Origin of the sequence: Sphaerimonospora thailandensis, assembly GCF_016863115.1 — a bacterium.
Taxonomy (GTDB): Bacteria; Actinomycetota; Actinomycetes; order Streptosporangiales; family Streptosporangiaceae; genus Sphaerimonospora; species Sphaerimonospora cavernae.
The window spans coordinates 1-18,942 of record NZ_BOOG01000008.1; the positions used below are offsets into that span (position 1 = coordinate 1).

General features: G+C 70.4%; 15 protein-coding genes and 1 CRISPR repeat array. Of the genes, 8 read left to right on the forward strand and 7 right to left on the reverse strand.

Annotated features, from left to right (window positions below; all coding sequences use genetic code 11):
- Positions 1 to 46: 46 nt before the first annotated feature.
- From cas6e to cas2e, 3 genes are read left to right on the forward strand one after another with little or no spacing between them, the layout of a single operon-like run.
- Positions 47 to 736, forward strand: a complete 690-nt coding sequence (cas6e, locus tag Mth01_RS03175; protein ID WP_204010972.1) for a type I-E CRISPR-associated protein Cas6/Cse3/CasE — start codon at positions 47 to 49, stop codon at positions 734 to 736.
- 2 nt (positions 737 to 738) lie between these two features.
- Positions 739 to 1,722 carry a type I-E CRISPR-associated endonuclease Cas1e gene (gene cas1e, locus Mth01_RS03180; RefSeq protein WP_204010974.1) on the forward strand — a complete coding sequence of 328 codons (984 nt, stop codon included), beginning with the start codon at positions 739 to 741 and terminating at the stop codon, positions 1,720 to 1,722.
- Positions 1,719 to 2,066 carry a type I-E CRISPR-associated endoribonuclease Cas2e gene (gene cas2e, locus Mth01_RS03185; RefSeq protein WP_204010977.1) on the forward strand — a complete coding sequence of 116 codons (348 nt, stop codon included), beginning with the start codon at positions 1,719 to 1,721 and terminating at the stop codon, positions 2,064 to 2,066. The genes cas1e and cas2e overlap by 4 nt, the downstream gene beginning before the upstream one ends.
- A gap of 144 nt (positions 2,067 to 2,210) precedes the next feature.
- Positions 2,211 to 5,593: a CRISPR direct-repeat array (repeat unit 29 nt; unit sequence GTGCTCCCCGCGCACGCGGGGATGGTCCC).
- 176 nt (positions 5,594 to 5,769) lie between these two features.
- Here the strand turns inward: cas2e and efeB are convergent.
- From efeB to efeU, 3 genes are read right to left on the reverse strand one after another with little or no spacing between them, the layout of a single operon-like run.
- The gene (efeB, locus tag Mth01_RS03190; RefSeq protein WP_204010979.1) at positions 5,770 to 7,032 is read right to left on the reverse strand and encodes an iron uptake transporter deferrochelatase/peroxidase subunit; all 1,263 of its coding nucleotides are present in this window, start codon (positions 7,030 to 7,032) and stop codon (positions 5,770 to 5,772) included.
- Positions 7,029 to 8,165, reverse strand: coding sequence for an iron uptake system protein EfeO (gene efeO / locus Mth01_RS03195; RefSeq protein ID WP_204010980.1), 1,137 nt, complete (start codon positions 8,163 to 8,165; stop codon positions 7,029 to 7,031). The genes efeB and efeO overlap by 4 nt, the downstream gene beginning before the upstream one ends.
- Positions 8,166 to 8,188: 23 nt before the next feature.
- Positions 8,189 to 9,031 carry an iron uptake transporter permease EfeU gene (gene efeU / locus Mth01_RS03200; RefSeq protein WP_204010981.1) on the reverse strand — a complete coding sequence of 281 codons (843 nt, stop codon included), beginning with the start codon at positions 9,029 to 9,031 and terminating at the stop codon, positions 8,189 to 8,191.
- 373 nt (positions 9,032 to 9,404) lie between these two features.
- On the opposite strand from efeU, the gene Mth01_RS03205 reads away from it, so the two are divergent.
- Positions 9,405 to 10,994, forward strand: a complete 1,590-nt coding sequence (locus tag Mth01_RS03205) for an ABC-F family ATP-binding cassette domain-containing protein (RefSeq protein WP_204010982.1) — start codon at positions 9,405 to 9,407, stop codon at positions 10,992 to 10,994.
- Between the two features lie 31 nt (positions 10,995 to 11,025).
- Here Mth01_RS03205 and Mth01_RS03210 read toward each other — a convergent pair whose 3' ends face one another.
- The 3 genes from Mth01_RS03210 to Mth01_RS03220 are packed head-to-tail and all read right to left on the reverse strand — an operon-like array spanning position 11,026 to position 13,363.
- Positions 11,026 to 11,283: a TFIIB-type zinc ribbon-containing protein gene (locus Mth01_RS03210; protein ID WP_204010983.1), complete on the reverse strand. Its 258-nt coding sequence runs from the start codon at positions 11,281 to 11,283 to the stop codon at positions 11,026 to 11,028.
- Between the two features lie 21 nt (positions 11,284 to 11,304).
- Positions 11,305 to 12,291, reverse strand: coding sequence for a phosphotransferase family protein (locus Mth01_RS03215; protein WP_239089312.1), 987 nt, complete (start codon positions 12,289 to 12,291; stop codon positions 11,305 to 11,307).
- A gap of 28 nt (positions 12,292 to 12,319) precedes the next feature.
- Positions 12,320 to 13,363, reverse strand: a complete 1,044-nt coding sequence (locus tag Mth01_RS03220; protein WP_204010984.1) for an LLM class flavin-dependent oxidoreductase — start codon at positions 13,361 to 13,363, stop codon at positions 12,320 to 12,322.
- Between the two features lie 93 nt (positions 13,364 to 13,456).
- Here Mth01_RS03220 and Mth01_RS03225 point away from each other — a divergent pair, with 93 nt between their 5' ends.
- The gene (locus Mth01_RS03225; RefSeq protein WP_204010985.1) at positions 13,457 to 14,236 is read left to right on the forward strand and encodes an HAD-IIA family hydrolase; all 780 of its coding nucleotides are present in this window, start codon (positions 13,457 to 13,459) and stop codon (positions 14,234 to 14,236) included.
- A gap of 8 nt (positions 14,237 to 14,244) precedes the next feature.
- On the opposite strand, the gene arfB is transcribed toward Mth01_RS03225, so the two are convergent.
- On the reverse strand, positions 14,245 to 14,667 hold the full coding sequence (gene arfB / locus Mth01_RS03230; protein ID WP_204010987.1) for an alternative ribosome rescue aminoacyl-tRNA hydrolase ArfB: 423 nt from the start codon (positions 14,665 to 14,667) through the stop codon (positions 14,245 to 14,247).
- Positions 14,668 to 14,834: 167 nt separating this feature from the next.
- On the opposite strand from arfB, the gene Mth01_RS03235 reads away from it, so the two are divergent.
- From Mth01_RS03235 to lon, 3 genes are all read left to right on the forward strand, one after another.
- Positions 14,835 to 15,701, forward strand: a complete 867-nt coding sequence (locus tag Mth01_RS03235; RefSeq protein ID WP_204010989.1) for a hypothetical protein — start codon at positions 14,835 to 14,837, stop codon at positions 15,699 to 15,701.
- A 28-nt stretch (positions 15,702 to 15,729) separates the two neighbouring features.
- Complete coding sequence (locus Mth01_RS03240) at positions 15,730 to 16,332, forward strand: HAD family hydrolase (protein ID WP_204010992.1); 603 nt, start codon at positions 15,730 to 15,732, stop codon at positions 16,330 to 16,332.
- 175 nt (positions 16,333 to 16,507) lie between these two features.
- Positions 16,508 to 18,868: an endopeptidase La gene (gene lon, locus Mth01_RS03245; protein ID WP_204010994.1), complete on the forward strand. Its 2,361-nt coding sequence runs from the start codon at positions 16,508 to 16,510 to the stop codon at positions 18,866 to 18,868.
- Positions 18,869 to 18,942: the final 74 nt, after the last annotated feature.

An 18,942-nucleotide genomic window follows, 5' to 3' on the forward strand; every position in this document is an offset into this window, starting at 1 on the left:
CTAGGCGTCCAGCTCATGATCCCACATTGCTCCTGGGAGGTGTTTGATGTATTTGACCCGGCTCCGTGTTAACACCGCCCGCGTAGGTGCCAGGCAGCTGCTGTCATCACCACAGCGGCTGCACGCTGCGGTGATGTCGTCATTCGCGGAGATCCCGGTTACCGGAGACGACGGCCCGAGAGTGCTGTGGAGAGTCGACGCCACCAGTCGAGCCGAGACCTATCTCTACATCGTCGGTCCGGCCAAACCTGATCTGACCCACCTGGTCGAGCAGGCCGGCTGGCCGGACACGGGCCGGTGGGAAACCTACGACTACGCGCCCCTCTTGGACCGGCTTTCCACGGGGGATCGTTGGTCGTTTCGGCTGACCGCCAATCCAGTGCACACTGCCCGTCGCCGCGACGACGAGCCCACAAAGATCACACCGCACGTGGGACTACGTCACCAGTCGCGCTGGCTTCTGCAACGTCAGGAGGGCGCGGGATTCAAGGTCATGGAGAAGCCTCAGCAGCAGCGCCTCATCCCGGAAGGTGATGAGTACGAACTGGTGATCCATAACCGGCGTCAGCTCAACTTCGGCAAGGGCGGGCAACAGCAGCGGGTGTCATTGGTTACCGTTACCTTCGACGGGCTCCTGGAAGTAACCGATCCCGACGCCTTTCGGCGTACCCTCACCCGAGGGCTTGGGCGGGCGAAGGCATACGGCTGCGGTTTGATGACACTCGCGGCGGTGTGACCGTGGCTACCATCGGCCAGCGCGGGAACTCCTCACCGCGCGAACTCACGCGCATGGGAGATCGAATCTCCTTCGTCTACCTGGAACGATGCACGCTGCACCGCGAAGACAACGCGCTCACCGCCGAGGACGCGGAGGGCGTCATCCACATCCCGTCCGCCACGATCGGAACGTTGCTGCTCGGCCCCGGCACCCGGGTCACGCACCAGGCGATGAGTGTGCTCGGAGACAGTGGGGCCGGCGTGGTGTGGGTCGGCGAGCAGGGTGTGCGGTTCTACTCAGGCGGCAGATCGCTGACTCGCTCGTCTGCGCTGGTAGAGGCACATGCGACGAAGTGGGCCAACCGTCGCACGCGGCTCGAAGTAGCCCGTGAGATGTATCGGCTTCGATTTCCCGATGAGGACCCGGCCGGTTTCACCCGGCACGAACTCCTCGGGCGGGAAGGCCGACGAGTAAAGGAGTGCTACCGCAGGGAGGCTGCGAGAGTCGGCCTCCCCTGGAACGGCCGGCAGTACCTCCCCGGTGACTTCAACTCGGGCGACCCCGCCAATCAGGCGGTGACCGCGGCCGCCCAGTGCATGTACGGCATCGCCCAGACTGCTGTCGCCGCTCTGGGCTGCGCTCCCGGTCTTGGTTTCATCCACTCAGGGCATGAACTGGCGTTCGTGCTGGACATCGCTGACCTGTACAAGACCGAGATCGCCATCCCCATCGCTTTCGATGTGACAGCACAGAGCCCGGAAGATGTGGGCTCCCGCACCCGTAGAGCGATCAGGGATCGGGTCAACGATGTCGGTCTGCTGAAGCGGTGCGTGAGCGACATCAAGCAGCTTCTTCTGTCGACAGAGACAGAAGAAGATCCCACCGGGGACGACACTGACCGCGTCACGCTTCAGAGTGATCATGGAGTGGAAGTGGCGTCCGGTCGTAACTACGCGGACGAGTACACCTACACCTATCCGGGAAGTGACGAGGTGATCTGGTGACGGTGATCGTGCTCACCCGCTGTCCAGTAGGCCTGCGCGGCTTCCTGACCCGCTGGCTGACTGAGATCTCGCCAGGCGTCTTCATCGGCGGTCCGTCCGCCCGAATCAGGGAAGCGTTGTGGAAGGAAGTCCGGCAGTACGCGGATACCGGTCGTGCCCTCCTCGTGCATAGCACGAACAACGAGCAAGGGTTTACATTCGACACCCATGATCACAAGTGGCATCCAGTCGACCATGAGGGTCTTGTCTTGATCCGTAGGCCGAAGGAGCAACCTGCCATCTCTTCGGCTGCCCCTCCGAGCGGCTGGAGCAAGGTGGCAAAACGTCGCCGATACGGCCGGTGAAGGAAGTGACGAGCGCTGCCCTGAGCCCGTCAATCCGGGCTCCGGATGAAACGCATCACCGGGGGATGCCTGCCCGAAATGTCTGAACCTTTAAAAGTGCTCGAAAACTGCTTCCTGTCCGTCTAAACGTGCAGGTCACGCAGTGTGCTCCCCGCGCACGCGGGGATGGTCCTGTGACCGTCGATCGCCGCCAGGTCGGCAAGGTGTGCTCCCCGCGCACGCGGGGATGGTCCCATCACGCGGCCTCCTTCACGGTCTCGCGGGCGGTGCTCCCCGCGCACGCGGGGATGGTCCCAACACCGGCGTGCCGATCCTGCATCCCGAGGCGTGCTCCCCGCGCACGCGGGGATGGTCCCCATAGGGGAGCGCCGCGCGGCGCTCCCCGCAAGTGCTCCCCGCGCACGCGGGGATGGTCCCCGTCTTGCGTGCTCGGTTGTCCCTGATCAGGGGTGCTCCCCGCGCACGCGGGGATGGTCCCAAGCTGGGCGGGGGTGCGGGCCTCCGGGCCGAGTGCTCCCCGCGCACGCGGGGATGGTCCCAGCTCCCCCGGCAAAAGCGAGAGGGCCGGGCAGTGCTCCCCGCGCACGCGGGGATGGTCCCGGAGCGTCGGGTACGGGGCATGCCGCCTGACCGTGCTCCCCGCGCACGCGGGGATGGTCCCCCTTCCTTGGTCACGTAGGTGTTGGCCGGGTCGTGCTCCCCGCGCACGCGGGGATGGTCCCTACGCCTACACCGTGACCGAGCAGCCCAGCGCGTGCTCCCCGCGCACGCGGGGATGGTCCCCGCCGCAGATCCTCCGACAGGATCGGCCACTCGTGCTCCCCGCGCACGCGGGGATGGTCCCGGTGCCGTTCCCGCGCTGGAGTTCGGCCGCCTGTGCTCCCCGCGCACGCGGGGATGGTCCCGGCGGTGCTTCGTCGGTCGTCCCGGTCCGTTTGTGCTCCCCGCGCACGCGGGGATGGTCCCAGCGACGACAAGCTGTCACAGGCCGAGTGGTCGTGCTCCCCGCGCACGCGGGGATGGTCCCCAACCCCTCGGCGCCCACGAGCGGACGGAGACGTGCTCCCCGCGCACGCGGGGATGGTCCCCCTTCCGATCGACCTTGGCCCAGAACCGCTCAGTGCTCCCCGCGCACGCGGGGATGGTCCCGCCGAGTGGGAGCTGCTCAAGGAGTGGGCCGGTGCTCCCCGCGCACGCGGGGATGGTCCCTCCGAGTCCGTGTCCACGACGTTCGGATCTTTGTGCTCCCCGCGCACGCGGGGATGGTCCCGTCAGCTCCCGCCGGTTCCCCTCAGCGTCCAGGTGCTCCCCGCGCACGCGGGGATGGTCCCGGCCACGACTGCCGGGGATCCCGCAACGACGAGTGCTCCCCGCGCACGCGGGGATGGTCCCCAACCAGCACCACTAGCGATAAAGATTCCCGTGTGCTCCCCGCGCACGCGGGGATGGTCCCAGAGGGATCGCGCAACGAAGGGGGCGGCCATTGTGCTCCCCGCGCACGCGGGGATGGTCCCCTCGGCCTCCTCCTCCAGCCCGGCAGCAGCGGGTGCTCCCCGCGCACGCGGGGATGGTCCCTTGTGGATCGCGGTCCGCAACGCCGGCACCCAGTGCTCCCCGCGCACGCGGGGATGGTCCCTGCCCGATGGGGTGCGGCGAGTCCTTGGTCGTGTGCTCCCCGCGCACGCGGGGATGGTCCCCCTCTACCCGATCCTGCGCCGCCTCGAAACGGGTGCTCCCCGCGCACGCGGGGATGGTCCCCGGGCGGATGCGCTCTCATGATCGGCGACCGTGTGCTCCCCGCGCACGCGGGGATGGTCCCTCCTTGAGCGCGTCGACGAACGCCAGCTCGTCGTGCTCCCCGCGCACGCGGGGATGGTCCCGCGACCCACGAGGCGATCGACGCCGTAGCGTCGTGCTCCCCGCGCACGCGGGGATGGTCCCCGCAGGGCTTTCGCCCGCACCGGCGTGATCCGGTGCTCCCCGCGCACGCGGGGATGGTCCCGCGCCCAGGGCGTCGCCGATCGCCCCCGACAGGTGCTCCCCGCGCACGCGGGGATGGTCCCGTCGCCACGGATACGATCCGGGCGATGCTGCTGTGCTCCCCGCGCACGCGGGGATGGTCCCAATCAGCCGGTGACGATCAACGGCTCGGTCGTGTGCTCCCCGCGCACGCGGGGATGGTCCCGTCAACGACCAACGGAACGCCAACGCCCCCATGTGCTCCCCGCGCACGCGGGGATGGTCCCAGGCGGGTCACGAACTCCTCCTCGGAGTCGACGTGCTCCCCGCGCACGCGGGGATGGTCCCAGGCCGACTACGACGACGACACCGAAGGAGACGTGCTCCCCGCGCACGCGGGGATGGTCCCAAGGCTACCGAGACCTTCCAAGTCGCCGGCCGGTGCTCCCCGCGCACGCGGGGATGGTCCCCACGTCGGCCTATCGGGCGTCGGACTGGGATGGTGCTCCCCGCGCACGCGGGGATGGTCCCGACGCCCCCATGTCCGTGCCTTCCGCCTCGAAGTGCTCCCCGCGCACGCGGGGATGGTCCCACCTCGACCCGCCCATCGGCCGGCTGAACACGGTGCTCCCCGCGCACGCGGGGATGGTCCCCACACTCGGCATGACGAAGAAGGTTGGTGTTTGTGCTCCCCGCGCACGCGGGGATGGTCCCGTCAACGGGAAGCTCGACGGCCGGATCAGAGCGTGCTCCCCGCGCACGCGGGGATGGTCCCCGAACCCTGAGCATTTCTTGGGGTGACAACTGGTGCTCCCCGCGCACGCGGGGATGGTCCCTGCGAGCGGAGCACACGCGGGGCGAGCGTCTTGTGCTCCCCGCGCACGCGGGGATGGTCCCTCGGCCGGGTCGGCAGCGCTATTCTGCGGCCGGTGCTCCCCGCGCACGCGGGGATGGTCCCCGCCCTCCGGACGGGTAGATCCGCAGGACGCGGTGCTCCCCGCGCACGCGGGGATGGTCCCGAGCGGGGCGGCCCGTCCAGCGCCGCCCGCCAGTGCTCCCCGCGCACGCGGGGATGGTCCCCTCGCCCAACGCGCCGAACAGGCACGCGGCGTGTGCTCCCCGCGCACGCGGGGATGGTCCCGGAGGCACCACGACACCCCTGCACGACGGGCAGTGCTCCCCGCGCACGCGGGGATGGTCCCGCTGATCACGAGGAATATCAGTTTCTCGTCAAGTGCTCCCCGCGCACGCGGGGATGGTCCCCTAGAGACCGTTTGGCAGGTCCACGAGTCTCTGTGCTCCCCGCGCACGCGGGGATGGTCCCTGCTCCGCCTTCCGGATCTCCGTCAAGACCTTGTGCTTCCCGCGCACGCGGGGATGGTCCCCGGACGAGGAGACCGGGCTCGGGTGCGGCAAGGTGCTCCCCGCGCACGCGGGGATGGTCCCCATCGGTGCATGAGCGACAACTGGGGATGGTTGTGCTCCCCGCGCACGCGGGGATGGTCCCACCAGACCGATGTACTTCAGCTCGCCGAACATGTGCTCCCCGCGCACGCGGGGATGGTCCCGGTCCGCGATGCCGTCAAGATTGGCGAGGACGGTGCCCCCCGGGCGCAGGAATGAACCCTCTGTTTGTCATTCTGTGTCTGTACGATGACGGATAGTGCTCCCCGTGGACGCGGGGATGGCTCCCATTTGGCGTGGTGCATGGCTCGGGAAATAAAGCCGTACACCACGCCTATAGTCAGGCGAAAAGGCTGTTGCCCCAGTAGTCGCCAGCGTCGGCGAGGCCGGGCGGGCAGGCGAAGATGCCGCTGGAGACGTGCTTGATGTATTCGTTCAGCGAGTCCTTGGCGGCCAGCGCCTGCTGGATCGGGACGAACTGCTTGTGGGGATCGCGCTGGTAGGCCATGAAGAACAGCCCGGCATCGAGGCGGCCCAGTCCGTCGGAGCCGTCGACATAGTTGTAGCCGCGGCGCAGGATGCGGGCGCCGCCGTGGAGGGACGGGTGGGCGAGCCGCACGTGCGAGTCGTCGGCGATGACGGGTTTTCCGTCGGAGCCGGTTTTGGCGAGATCCGGCTCGTCGAACTCATCCCGGCCGGTGAGCGGCGCGCCGACGCCCTTGTCGCGGCCGAAGATGGCCTCCTGCTCCGACAGCGGGGCGCGATCCCAGGTCTCGATGTGCATGCGGATCTTGCGGGTGACCAGATAGGTGCCGCCGTCCATCCAGGCCGGGCCGTCGCCGGGGGCGGCCCACAGGTGCTCACGGAGCATTTCGGTGTCCTCGAGCTTGAGGTTGGCGGTGCCGTCCTTGAAGCCCATCAGGTTGCGCGGCGTCGCCTGGGCGCGGGAGGTGGAGGACGTGCGGCCGAAGCCGAGCTGGGAGTAGCGGACCGCGACCTTCCCGAACCCGAGCCGGGCCAGATTCCGGATCGCGTGGACGGCCACCTGGGGGTCGTGGGCGCAGGCCTGGATGCAGATGTCGCCGCCCGAGATCTCCGGAATCAGCGCGTCGCCGGGGAAGGCCGGCAGGTCGGCGAGCGACGACGGCCTGCGGTCTGCGAGCTCGAATTTGTCGAACAGGGAGGGGCCGAAGCCGATGGTGAGCGTGAGGCCGGAGGCGGGCAGGCCGAGGGCCTCGCCGGTGTCGTCCGGCGGGGCCTCCGGGTCGCCGCCGACCGCGCCGAAGGTGCCGGCATCCTTGCCCTGGGTCATCCGGGCAGCGGCCGCGGTCCACTCCTGGAGCAGCTCGACCAGCTCGGCCTTCTTCTCCGTGGTCACGTCGAGCGCGACGAAGTGCAGCCGGTCCTGGGCGGGGGTGGTGATGCCCGCCTGGTGGGCGCCGTAGAACGGTACAGGGGCGGAAGCCGAGGACTCATCGCTCGTCACGGTGGCCGAGTCGCCGCCCAGGGAGCGCCCGGCCAAGGCGCCCGCGCCGACGGCGCCGGCGGCGGCCACACCCGCCGCTCCCAGGCCGAACAGCTTCCGCCGGCTTATCCCGCTCATTTCGCGACCACCGCGGCGACCTTGCTGATCGGCTCGGACAGGGCGTTGATGGCGTCAGACAGCAGGCGCAGGTCGTCCTTGGACAGCTCGGTGTGCAACTGCCACCCGTCGCCGGACCGGTGCCGCCCGAGAGCCTGCTCGGCCGCGGCGAACTTCGCGTCGAGCGTCTTCACCAGGTCGGGGGCCCGCTCCTCCAGTACCGGGCGCAGGGCCTGGACGGCGGCCTTGCTGCCCTGCAGGTTGGCGTCGAAGTCCCACAGGTCGGTGTGGGAGTAGCGGTCCTCCTCGCCGGTGATCTTCCCGGTGGCGACCTCGTCGAGCAGCTCCTTGGCGCCGTTGGCGAGCTGCACGGGCGACAACTCGGTCGCGTTGGCCTTCTCGACGATCGTGGTGACGTCGGCCATCAGCTTGTCGGCGAGCGGCCCGTCCCCGCTGACGTTCTTCTTGACCCACAGGTCCTTTTCGATGCGGTGGAAGCCGGTCCACTCCTCGCCCTCGGCGACGTCGTTCTCCCGGGCGTCGATGGCCGGGTCGAGGTCGCCGAAGATCTCCGCCACCGGCTCGATGCGCTCCCAGTACGTCCTGGCCACCGGGTAGAGCTGCTTGGCCTTGTCGATGTCGCCGGCCTTGACGGCATCGGCGAACTCCTTCGTCTTGACGAGCAAGACGTCCGACTGGCTCTTGACGTACCGCTTGTAGCCGGCGACGGCCTCGGCGAGCTGTGCGTCGTCCGTCAGCGGCTTGTGCTCGCCGCTGACCTTGAGCGGGTTGCGGATGCCCTTGCCGGTCATGCCCGGCTTGCAGGTCGCCTCGTACATCCCGGGCGGGAGCTCGACGACCATGTCACGGGTCAGGCCGGGGACGATGTTCTCGACCTCGCCCATCACCCGGTCGCCCGCGGCGTAGACGTAGAACTCGGTGACCTTGCTGCCGTTGTTGGTCACGGTGAACGTCGAGGTCCCGGCGGCCAGGTCAGCGGTGGCGACCTTGCACTCGGTGTCGGTGGCCGCGACGGCGATCTTCTTGTCCGCGCCGTCCGTCCCGGAGGACGTCTCCGACGACGAGCAGGCGGTGAGACCGGTGAGGCCGCCGAGGGCGAGCACGGCGACGGCCGCGGTGATGGGGGTGCGCATTGGTGGACTCCGTCAATTCCGGATCAGGAGGCGGGCTGGGCCGAGGCGGGAACGGGGCGGGCGGGCGTCCGGCCGGAGGGCCTCAGGAAGAGGAAGAGGACCGGTGCCGCGTAGGCCACCCAGGCGATGGTCTCCAGCACGCTGGGCTGCGGGGTGATGTTGAACATGCCGCTGAGCAGCGTCGAATACCAGGCTCCCGGGTCGAGGACGCCGCTGATGTCGAACGCGTGGGTGGCGAGGCCGGGCAGCACGCCCGCCTCCTGCAGGTCGTGCACGCCGTACTTGAAGATGCCCGCGGCGACGAGGATCAGCAGCAGCCCGGTCCAGGTGAAGAACTTCGTGAGGTTGATCCGCAGGGCGCTGCGGTACAGTCCCCAGCCGAGCGCGACGGCGGTCAGCAGCCCGAGGCTGATGCCGATCAGCGGGCTGGCGCTGGTGGTCGCGCCCTGGACCGCGGCGAACCACAGCAGCGCGGTCTCCAGCCCTTCCCGGACGACCGCGAGGAAGGCGACCACGGCGACCGCCGTCGCGCCGAGCTGGAGGGCGTCGCTCAGCTTCTCGCGGAGCTCCCCGGACATCCGCCGTGCGGCCGTGCGCATCCAGAACACCATGAAGGTCACGAAGACCGTCGCGGCGAGGGAGGTGACGGCGTCGAACAGCTCCTGCTGCTGCGAGGCGAGGTGCGCGGCGGTGAAGGTGAGCAGCGCGCCGAACCCGATCGACAGCACGACCGCGGAGCCCACCCCGGCCCACACGAGCGGCAATCGGTCGCGGCGCTCGCTCTTGACCAGGAAGGCCACCAGAATGGAGACGACAAGGGCCGCCTCCAGGCCTTCGCGCAGGCCGATCAGGTAGCTCGCGAACACGATGCCCCCCTCCGAGGAGTCGGTAAGCCTAACCTTATTTAGGCCAGGATTACCTTACGCCTAACTTCTCATGGCGATGTAGAGGGGGTAGCCGTTTCTAACTTCCCCCGGGCGGCGCGGCGATAAGCCGGGGGCGCGGTAAATCAGTGGCGTCCCTGGTCGTCGGCCCTCTAACCTGGTTCGCGTCCTGCCGCCTCCTTTCGGAGGGTTCGTTGAAGCTCTGAGGTCACGACACCGCGCTGTTTCCACCGCCTCGTCGGTGGTCGTCGGCGCAGCGACCTCAGGACCCTTCTTCGCGGCGTCCAACCCCGGCCTGTGCCCGCGGTGTCTCCATGCGTATCCGCCGTCACCGTCCACGTCTGGGGAGCCGCCCATGTCTTCTGCGTCTTTTTCTATCGTCTGTACGGAATTGTCCTTCGGCTGGCCTGACGGCACGGCCGTGTTCGAGGACCTCCGTTTCGCATTCGGCGCCGGTCGTATCGGTCTCATCGGGGCCAACGGGTCCGGAAAGTCGACACTGCTCAGGATCATCGCCGGAGAGTTGACCCCCTCGGCAGGCTCCGTCGGCGTGCGCGGCGCGGTCGGCTACCTGCCGCAGAACCTGCCGCTCGGCGCGAGCCGTACGGTCTCTGACCTGCTCGGGATCAGCCCGGCCCGGCAGGCCCTGCACGCGATCGAGCGCGGGGACCTGAGCGAGGCGAACTTCGACGTGGTGGTCTGGGACGTCGAGGAGCGCGCCCGCGCCGAGCTCGACCGCCTCGGCCTCGGCGAGGTGGATCTCGACCGCACGGTCGCCACGCTCTCCGGCGGAGAGACGGTGCTGGTCGGGCTGGCCGCACGGTTCCTCGCCGAGCCGGAGATCCTGCTGCTCGACGAGCCGACCAACAACCTCGACCTGGACGCCCGGCAGCGGCTGTACGACGCCGTCTCGTCCTGGACGAGGACGCTGGTCGTGGTCAGCCACGACCGGGCGCTGCTCGAACGGGTGGACCAGATCGCCGACCTGCCGGCCGGGCGGACGTTCGGTGGCACGCTCAGCGAGTACGAGGAGGTGCTCGCCATCGAGAGGGAGGCCGCCGAGCGGGCGGTCCGGGCCGCCGAGGGCGACGTACGGCGGCAGCGGCGCGAGCTGGCCGAGGCGCAGACCAAGCTGGCCCGCAGGGTGAGGTACGGCAACAAGATGTACGAGAACAAGCGCGAGCCCAAGATCATCATGCAGGAGCGCAAGCGGCAGGCCCAGGTGTCGGCCGGCAAGCACCGCACGATGCACGAGGAGAAGCTGTCGGAGGCACGCGAGCGGCTCACCGAGGCGGAGGACGCGGTCCGCGACGACGCCGAGATCAGGGTTGCGCTGCCCGCCACCGAGGTCCCGGCCGGACGCACGGTCCTCGTCCTCGACGGGGTCCGTACGGACGCGGGCCCCATCGGCGATCTGATCGTCGGCGGACCGGAACGGGTCGCGCTGCTCGGACGCAACGGGGCGGGCAAGTCCACGCTGCTCCGCACGATCACGGGAGAGATCCCTCCGGTGGAGGGGACGGTCAAGGTGGGGGTCCCCATGCGTTACCTGCCGCAGCGGCTCGACGTGCTCGACGACTCACTCAGCCTGGTCGACAACGTGCGGGCCGTCGCCCCGGCCGCGTCGGTGAACGAGATCAGGGCGGGGCTCGCCAGGTTCCTGTTCCGCGGCGACCGGGCCGAGCGGCCGGCCGGGACGCTGTCGGGCGGGGAGCGGTTCCGCGCGGTGCTGGCCGCGCTCCTGCTGGCCGAGCCCGCCCCGCAGCTCCTGCTGCTGGACGAGCCGACCAACAACCTCGACCTGGCGAGCGTCCGGGTGCTCGCGCAGGCGCTGTCGGCCTACCGCGGCGCGCTGATCGTGGCCGCGCACGACCTGCCGTTCCTGGAGTCGATCGGGATCACCAGGTGGCTGACGGCGGGACCGGAGGGGCTGGCCGTGACATAGCCGTTCCTCCGCCCCGCCGGGCTCGCCGAGGTCAGCTGGAGAACAGCATGCCCACCCAGCTGCGGTTGCGGTGGTGGCCGTAATGCCCGTGGTGCGGCGCGCCCCAGGCGGGGCCGCCGGGGGCCGGCGGCGGCGCGTGGTGCTGCTGTGCCCACTGGGACTCCATCCGGGTCAGCGCCTCCAGCTCGCCGTGGTCCAGGAAGATCCCCCGGCAGTTGTCGCACTGCTCGATGTGGACGCCGTTACGCTCGTACGTCCGCATGTGGCCGCGGCACTTGGGACACTCCATCAACTCATCTCCCTACGTCGTTCATGTCCGTGATCGGGCGGTCGCCGCGATCCTCTCGCAGGAGGACAGCATGGCCGTGGCCGCGTCGTCGAGGGGGTCACCCGCCCTCGCCGCCGCCGCCACGGCCGTCGCCGCCAGTTGGACCGTCAACGCCCGGGCGGGCAGGTCGAGTTCCCGCCACGGATCGCGGGCCGACACGGCGGTGCCGCCCGCCGCGAGGTAGGCCGACAGGAACCGGTCCCAGGCATCGGGCTCCAGCAGCCCGGCGGCGAACCACGCGGCGGGGCGGGCCAGGTCCCACGCCGGGTCGCCCACGCCGAGGTCGTCGGGGTCGATGAGCAGCCAGCGACCTCGGTGCTCGACGAGCTGGCCGAGGTGCCAGTCGCCATGCGTCAGCCTCGGCGCCCGCTTCCCCGCCGGAGCGGAGAACGGGAACGGCGGCAGCGTGCCGTACGCCGCCCGGATCGGAGCCAGGACCCGGGAGGGGAGGCCCACCTCGGCGAGTCCGGCCACGGCCCCGGCCACCCTGGCCGGTCCCCCGGCGGGCGGCAGGCCGGTCGGCGGGGGATGGGCGTGCAGCCGGGCGAGCAGCCGGCCGCCCTCCTCCCACGGCGCTCCGCCGCCGTCACGGCCGCCGTCACGGCCGCCGTCACGGCCGTCGGCGCGATCAAGGTCATCGGCCTCGTTCAGGTCATCGGGGCTCAGCGCGACACCGGCCGGCCAGATCGTGACGAGCCGGCCCCCGTGCGGTGAACCGCCGTCCAGCCACTCCAGTGCGAGTGGGGCGAGCATCACCTCCGGCAACTCCTGGGCGACCCCCAGCCGGGCACGCAGCCACGCCTCGTCGGTGCCCGGCTGGTGGGCCTTGACGACGACGTCCCCGACCCGGACCACGAGCACCCGGGTCTCCTTGAGCACGGTCACCGGACCGGCTCGGCGAGCATCTGGCGGCGCGAGCCGTACGAGGTCGTCGAGCAGGGCCGGGGCAGACGCGCGGGAGCCGTTCACGGCTTGAACTCTAAGATCCCGACGGCCGCTACGGCATGCCGTACGCCTTGGCGATCAGCTCGTAGTTGCGCAGGCGCGCGGCTCCGCCGTGCACCTGGGTAGTGATCATGAGTTCGTCCGCGCCGGTGCGCTCACGCAGTTCGTCCAGCCCGGCCCGCACCCGCTCGGCGTCGCCGTACACGACCGTGGACAGCCGTTCGCGGACGAACTCCATCTCCAGCGGGCTGTAGGGGTAGGCCCCGGCCTCCTCGGGGGTGGGCACCCGGCCCGGGCGGCCCGTGCGCAGGCGCAGCCACGACAGCGCGCCCGGCATGGCCTGCCGCAGCGCCTCCTGTTCGGTGTCGGCGGCGACGGCCGCCACGCCGATCATCGCGTACGGCTCGGCGAGCACCGCCGAGGGCTGGAAGCAGGACCGGTAGAGCTCGAGGGCGGGCTCGGTGTTGGCGGCGCTGAAGTGATGGGCGAAGGCGAACGGCAGGCCGAGCAGCCCGGCCAGGCGGGCGCTGAACCCGCTGGAGCCGAGCAGCCAGATCGGCGGCCGGTCGGCCTCCCGCGGCACGGCCTGGATCTTCCCGTACGGGTGGCCGGGCGGGAAGGATCCGTCGAGGAAGCGGGTCAGCTCGTCGAGCTGCTGCGGGAAGTCGTCGGGGTTCACCTCGGCCGAGCGGCGCAGCGCGTTCGCCGTGGCCATGTCGGTGCCGGGGGCGCGGCCGAGGCCGAGGTCGATGCGGCCCGGATGCAGCGCGTGCAGCGTGCCGAACTGCTCGGCGATCACCAGTGGGGCGTGGTTGGGCAGCATGACCCCGCCGGAACCGATCCGGATCGTGCGGGTGGCGGCGGCCAGGTGCGCGATTAGCACGGCCGGCGAGGAGCTCGCCACCCCCGGCATCCCGTGGTGCTCGGCCACCCAGATGCGGTGGTAGCCCCACTCCTCGGCACGCCGGGCCAGTTCGGTGGCGACGCCCAGCGCCTCGGCCGGGGTGCCGCCCTCGCCGACGGTCGCGAGTTCGAGGATCGACAGCGGCACCGTGGCGGTCCCGCGCGGCACGCCGCGGATGGTGTCAACGCTCATGGTTTCGGCAACCCGGGAGGTCAACTGAAAATTCCAACAGGGGTGTTCTGTCTGATTCGTCTGGGATAGGGGGGAGCTGTCATCCTTGGACCCATGAGCGAGCGAAAGCCGATCGAGTCGTGGCTGTCCGACATGGACGGCGTGCTGGTCCACGAGGGGCACCCGGTCCCGGGGGCGGACGAGTTCATCAAGCGGCTGCGCGATTCGGGGAAGCGGTTCCTCGTGCTGACCAACAACTCGATCTACACGCCTCGCGACCTGTCCGTACGGCTGCGCGCGGCGGGCCTGGAGGTGCCGCCGGAGGCGATCTGGACATCCGCACTGGCCACCGCCCAGTTCCTGGCCGACCAGCGGCCGGAGGGGTCGGCCTACGTGATCGGCGAGGCGGGGCTCACCACCGCGCTCCACCAATGCGGATATGTGCTGACAGATCTTGATCCCGACTATGTCGTGCTCGGCGAGACCAGGACCTACAGCTTCACCTCGATAACGCGGGCGATCCGGCTGATCGAGAACGGCGCGCGGTTCATCGCCACCAACCCCGACCCGATCGGGCCCTCGCACGAGGGATCGCTGCCCGCGTGCGGCGCGGTCGCCGCGATGATCACGAAGGCGACCGGAGTGGAGCCGTACTTCGTGGGCAAGCCGAACCCGATGATGATGCGCAGCGCGCTCAACCGGATCGACGCGCACAGCGAGAGCACCGCGATGATCGGCGACCGCATGGACACCGACGTGGTCTGCGGCATGGAGGCGGGCCTGCACACGTTCCTCGTGCTCACCGGGGTGACCCAGAAGGATCAGATCGACCGCTATCCCTTCCGCCCCTCCCAGGTCGTCGACTCCGTGGCCGACCTCGTCGACCTCGTCTGAAGCGTCGGTCAGTCGGTCGTACGGCGCAGGCGTTTGAGGTCGGAGCGGTGCTTCTTGGCGGCGAGGCGCCGTTCGATCGAGCCCTTGGAGGGTGCGGTCGGGCGGCGTTTCCTCGGCGGTGGCGCGATCGCCTCACGCAGCAGGTGTGCCAGCCGCGCCCGTGCGGCCTCACGGTTACGTAGTTGCGAGCGGTGCTCGGAGGCCGCCACGGTCATCACGCCGTCGACGAGACGGGCGGCGAGCCGGTCGAGGGCGCGGGCCTTGAGCGCCGGCCCGAGCGCGGTCGTGGCCGCCACGTCGAAGCTCAGCTCGACCCGGCTGTCGGTGGTGTTGACGCCCTGGCCGCCGGGGCCGGAGGATCGCGAGAAGCGCCAGGCGAGCTCGGCCTCGGGGACGACGACCGAGCCGCGGATGTGCAACGGGCCTGGCATGATCCTCCCTCTCCACTGGGCTGTCAGGTCGACCGGGTAAGTCAATTTATCCCTTGTAAGGCAGCTTTCGCCCGCCATTTAGCGCCTCGCTGGAGGTTGTCGCGGGCCACCGGCTGGTGCAGAGTGGCGCGAGATCGGTACGACCCAGGGAAGGCGGCTGCCGCAACATGATCGTCGGAGTCCACGGCATCGGGAAGTACCGCTACTACGAGGAGGCCGGCGGCTCACCGGGCAGGGCGGCCGAGACCATGCGGCTCAAGTGGAACGGCTACCTGGGCAAGGGGCTGGGCAGGGGAATCGGCCGGGGAAACGGTGAGTACTTCTCTGAGATCGCCTACTACGCCCATCATCTGCGCCCTGCCGCCCAGACGCCGGGCCCGGCACGGTCGGTGAGCCAGCCGGAGTTGAAGCAGATGGAGGCGCCGGCCAGGCTCGTGTTCGCCGACTGGGCGGCCCAGCTGGACGGGCGGCTGCGCGGCGCGGCCGCGGCCGGGGAGTCGCTGACCGGTGTGGTCCACCGGCTGACCGGGTGGCTGCTGGACTCCCTCGGCCCGCGCGCGGTGCGCTTCGCCGAGAGCTTCTGTCCCGAGGTCGCCGCCTATCTCGGCGGTGGCGACCCGCGAAGCCGGGCCCGCGACGCGGTGGCCGACACGATCCGGCGGCGCGCGCCCCGGGTCGTGGTCGCCCATTCGCTCGGCAGCGTGGTGACGTATGAGGCGCTGTGGGCGCAGCCGGAACTGGAGGTCGAGCTGCTGGTCACGCTGGGCAGCCCGCTCGGCATGCGGAACGTCGTCTTCGAGCGGCTGCTGCCCGCCCCCTTGAACGGGTGGGGCACCCGGCCGCCCGGCGTCCGCCGTTGGATCAACGTCGCCGACAAGGACGACATCGCGGCCATCCCGTCGGACCTGGGCGGCTGCTTCGAGGGTGTCGAGCGCGACCTGCCCTGCAATATCGATGCGCTGGACTTCCACACCGTGCGCAACTACCTCGGTTGCGGAGTCGTCAACGATTATCTGAAGCCGTATGTCCCGTGAAACGAACAGAGGTTATGATCGAACAATCATGAAGATTGTTCTTTTCGACTACGGCAATGTCATCTCCCTGCCCCAGGCCGAGGCGGACGTCGCCCGGCTGGCCACACTGCTGGGCGGGCCCGAGACAGAAGGTCCGCCCGGTTTCGAGGAGCGCTACTGGGCGGCCCGCCTCGACTTCGACCGCGCTACCCTCGATCCCGGGGCGTACTGGTCGTTCGTGTACGGCAGGCCGGTGACCGGCGGCGAGCTCGACCAGGCCGTCGCGCTGGACGCGGCGAGCTGGTCGCGCCCCAACGAGGACACCGCGGCGGTGATCGAGGAGTTGGCCGGCCAGGGAGTGCCGATGGCGCTGCTGTCCAACGCCCCGATCTGCATCGCGGACGGGATCGACCCGCTGCCGTTCCTGGCCCCGATCGGTCCGCGCTTCTACAGCGGCCGGATGGGCATGGTGAAGCCCGACGCGGAGATCTATCTCAAGGTGATCGAGGAGCTGGGCGTGCCGGCCGGGGACGTCGTCTTCGTCGACGACCGCACCGAGAACGTCGCCGCCGCCCAGGCCGTGGGCGTCCACGGCGTCCACTTCCGCGACGGGCAGACCCTCCGCGAGGAGCTGAAACCGCTCCTCGCCTGACCGTCGGCCCGCGGGCACGGGGACATCCCCGGTCTCCCGGCTGGACTCGGGGCAGGCCTCGGCCGCCACCCTTGATTACACGATTACGATCGCTCACAGCGAACTGGCGCAAAAGATGGAACACGCCGAGGCTCCTGTTAGTTGAGTCGACATAACTCAACTCATGGGAGTGCTCATGACCCAGATCCTTCCCGTTCTCCCGCTGGACGACGCGGTCGTCCTGCCCGGCATGGTGGTTCCGCTCGACCTGTCGGCCGCCGAGGTGCGCGCGGCCGTGGACGCGGCGCGGGCCGGCGGTGAGAGCACGGTGCTCCTCGTGCCCCGTCTGGACGGCCGGTACGGCGCGATCGGGGTGTCCGCGGTGATCGAACAGGTCGGGCGCTTACCCGGCGGTGAGCCGGCCGCCGTGGTCCGCGCCGTGGACCGGATGCGCGTCGGCACCGGCACCACCGGGCCCGGCGCCGCGCTGTGGGTGGAGGCCGCGGTGCTCGAAGGAGTGGCCTCCGGCCCCAGAGCGGAGGAGCTCGCCAAGGAGTACAAGGCGCTCACCACGACGATCCTGCAGAAACGCGGCGCATGGCAGGTCGTCGACGCGGTGAACCAGATCGACGATCCGGCCGTGCTGGCCGACAGCGCCGGCTACGCCCCCTGGCTGTCCCTGCCGCAGAAGCAGCTCCTGCTGGAGACGGCCGACCCGGCCGAGCGGCTGGACAGGCTCGTCGGCTGGGCTCGCGATCACCTGGCCGAGCTGGACGTCGCCGAGACCATTCGCAAGGACGTCCAGGAAGGCATGGAGAAGCAGCAGCGGGAGTTCCTGCTCCGCCAGCAGCTCGCCGCCGTACGCAAGGAGTTGGCCGAGCTCAACGGCGACCCGTCGGACGAGGAGGAGGACTACCGGTCGCGGATCGAGGCCGCCGACCTGCCGGAGAAGGTCAGGGATGCCGCGCTGGAGGAGGTCGGCAGGCTGGAGCGGACCTCCGACCAGTCTCCCGAGAGCGGCTGGATCCGCACCTGGCTCGACACCGTCCTCGAGATCCCCTGGAACACGCGCACGGACGACGAGTACGACATCGCCGGCGCCCGTGCGGTGCTCGACGCCGATCACACCGGCCTCGACGACGTGAAGGACCGGGTCGTGGAGTACCTCGCGGTCCGCAAGCGCCGGGCCGACCGGGGTCTCGGTGTGGTGGGCGGCCGGCGCAGCGGCGCGGTGCTCGCCCTGGCCGGCCCGCCCGGCGTCGGCAAGACCTCGCTCGGTGAGTCGGTCGCCCGAGCGATGGGGCGGAAGTTCGTCCGGGTCGCGCTCGGCGGCGTGCGCGACGAGGCGGAGATCCGCGGCCACCGGCGCACGTACGTCGGCGCGCTGCCCGGCCGCATCGTCCGGGCCATCCGCGAGGCGGGCTCGATGAACCCGGTCGTGCTGCTCGACGAGATCGACAAGGTCGGGGCCGACTATCGGGGCGATCCGACGGCGGCGCTGCTGGAGGTGCTCGACCCGGCGCAGAACCACACCTTCCGCGACCACTATCTGGAGGTCGAGCTCGACCTCAGCGACGTGCTGTTCCTCGCCACGGCCAACGTGCTGGAGCAGGTGCCCGGCCCGCTGCTGGACCGCATGGAGATCGTCACGCTCGACGGCTACACCGAGGACGAGAAGGTGGCCATCGCCCGCGACCACCTGCTCCCGCGCCAGCTGGAGAAGGCCGGGCTCACCGCCGTGGACGTGTCGGTGGAGGACGCCGCGCTGCGCCGCCTGGCGGGGGAGTACACCCGCGAGGCCGGCGTCCGCTCGCTGGAGCGGTCGATCGCCCGGATCCTGCGCAAGGTGACGGCGAAGGCCGCCCTCGGCGAGGCCGAGCCGCCGGTCGCGGTCACCGCCGACGACCTGGTCTCCTACCTGGGCCGGCCGCGCCACGTGCCCGATTCGTCCCTGCCGGAGGCCCGGCAGCGTACGGCGGTGCCGGGCGTGGCGACCGGCCTCGCCGTCACCGGCGCCGGCGGTGATGTCCTGTATGTGGAGGCCTCGCTGGCCGACCCGGAGACCGGAGGGACCGGGGTCACGCTGACCGGTCAGCTCGGCGACGTGATGAAGGAGTCGGCGCGGATCGCGCTGTCCTACCTGCGGTCACGGGGAGCCGAGCTGGAGCTGCCGGTCGGCTCGCTGAAGGACAGGTCCGTACACGTCCACGTCCCGGCGGGCGCGGTGCCCAAGGACGGGCCCTCGGCGGGCGTCACGATGACCACGGCCCTCGCCTCGCTGCTGTCGGGCCGCGCGGTCCGCGGCGACGTGGCGATGACCGGCGAGGTCTCCCTCACCGGGCGGGTCCTGCCGATCGGCGGGGTCAAGCAGAAGCTGCTGGCGGCGCACCGGGCCGGGATCACGACCGTGCTCATCCCGGCGCGCAACGAGCCCGACCTGGACGACGTGCCCACCGAGGTGCTGGCCGACCTCACCGTCCACGCGGTGAGCGACGTCAGGGAGGTCCTCGAGATCGCGCTGACCCCGGCGTCGGCGGCCCGGCCGGCCGCGGCCTGACCAGCACGGCGGCGCAAATCGGGACAAGATGAGCAAATCATTTATCTGTTTGACTGGATGATTCGGGCGTGCTG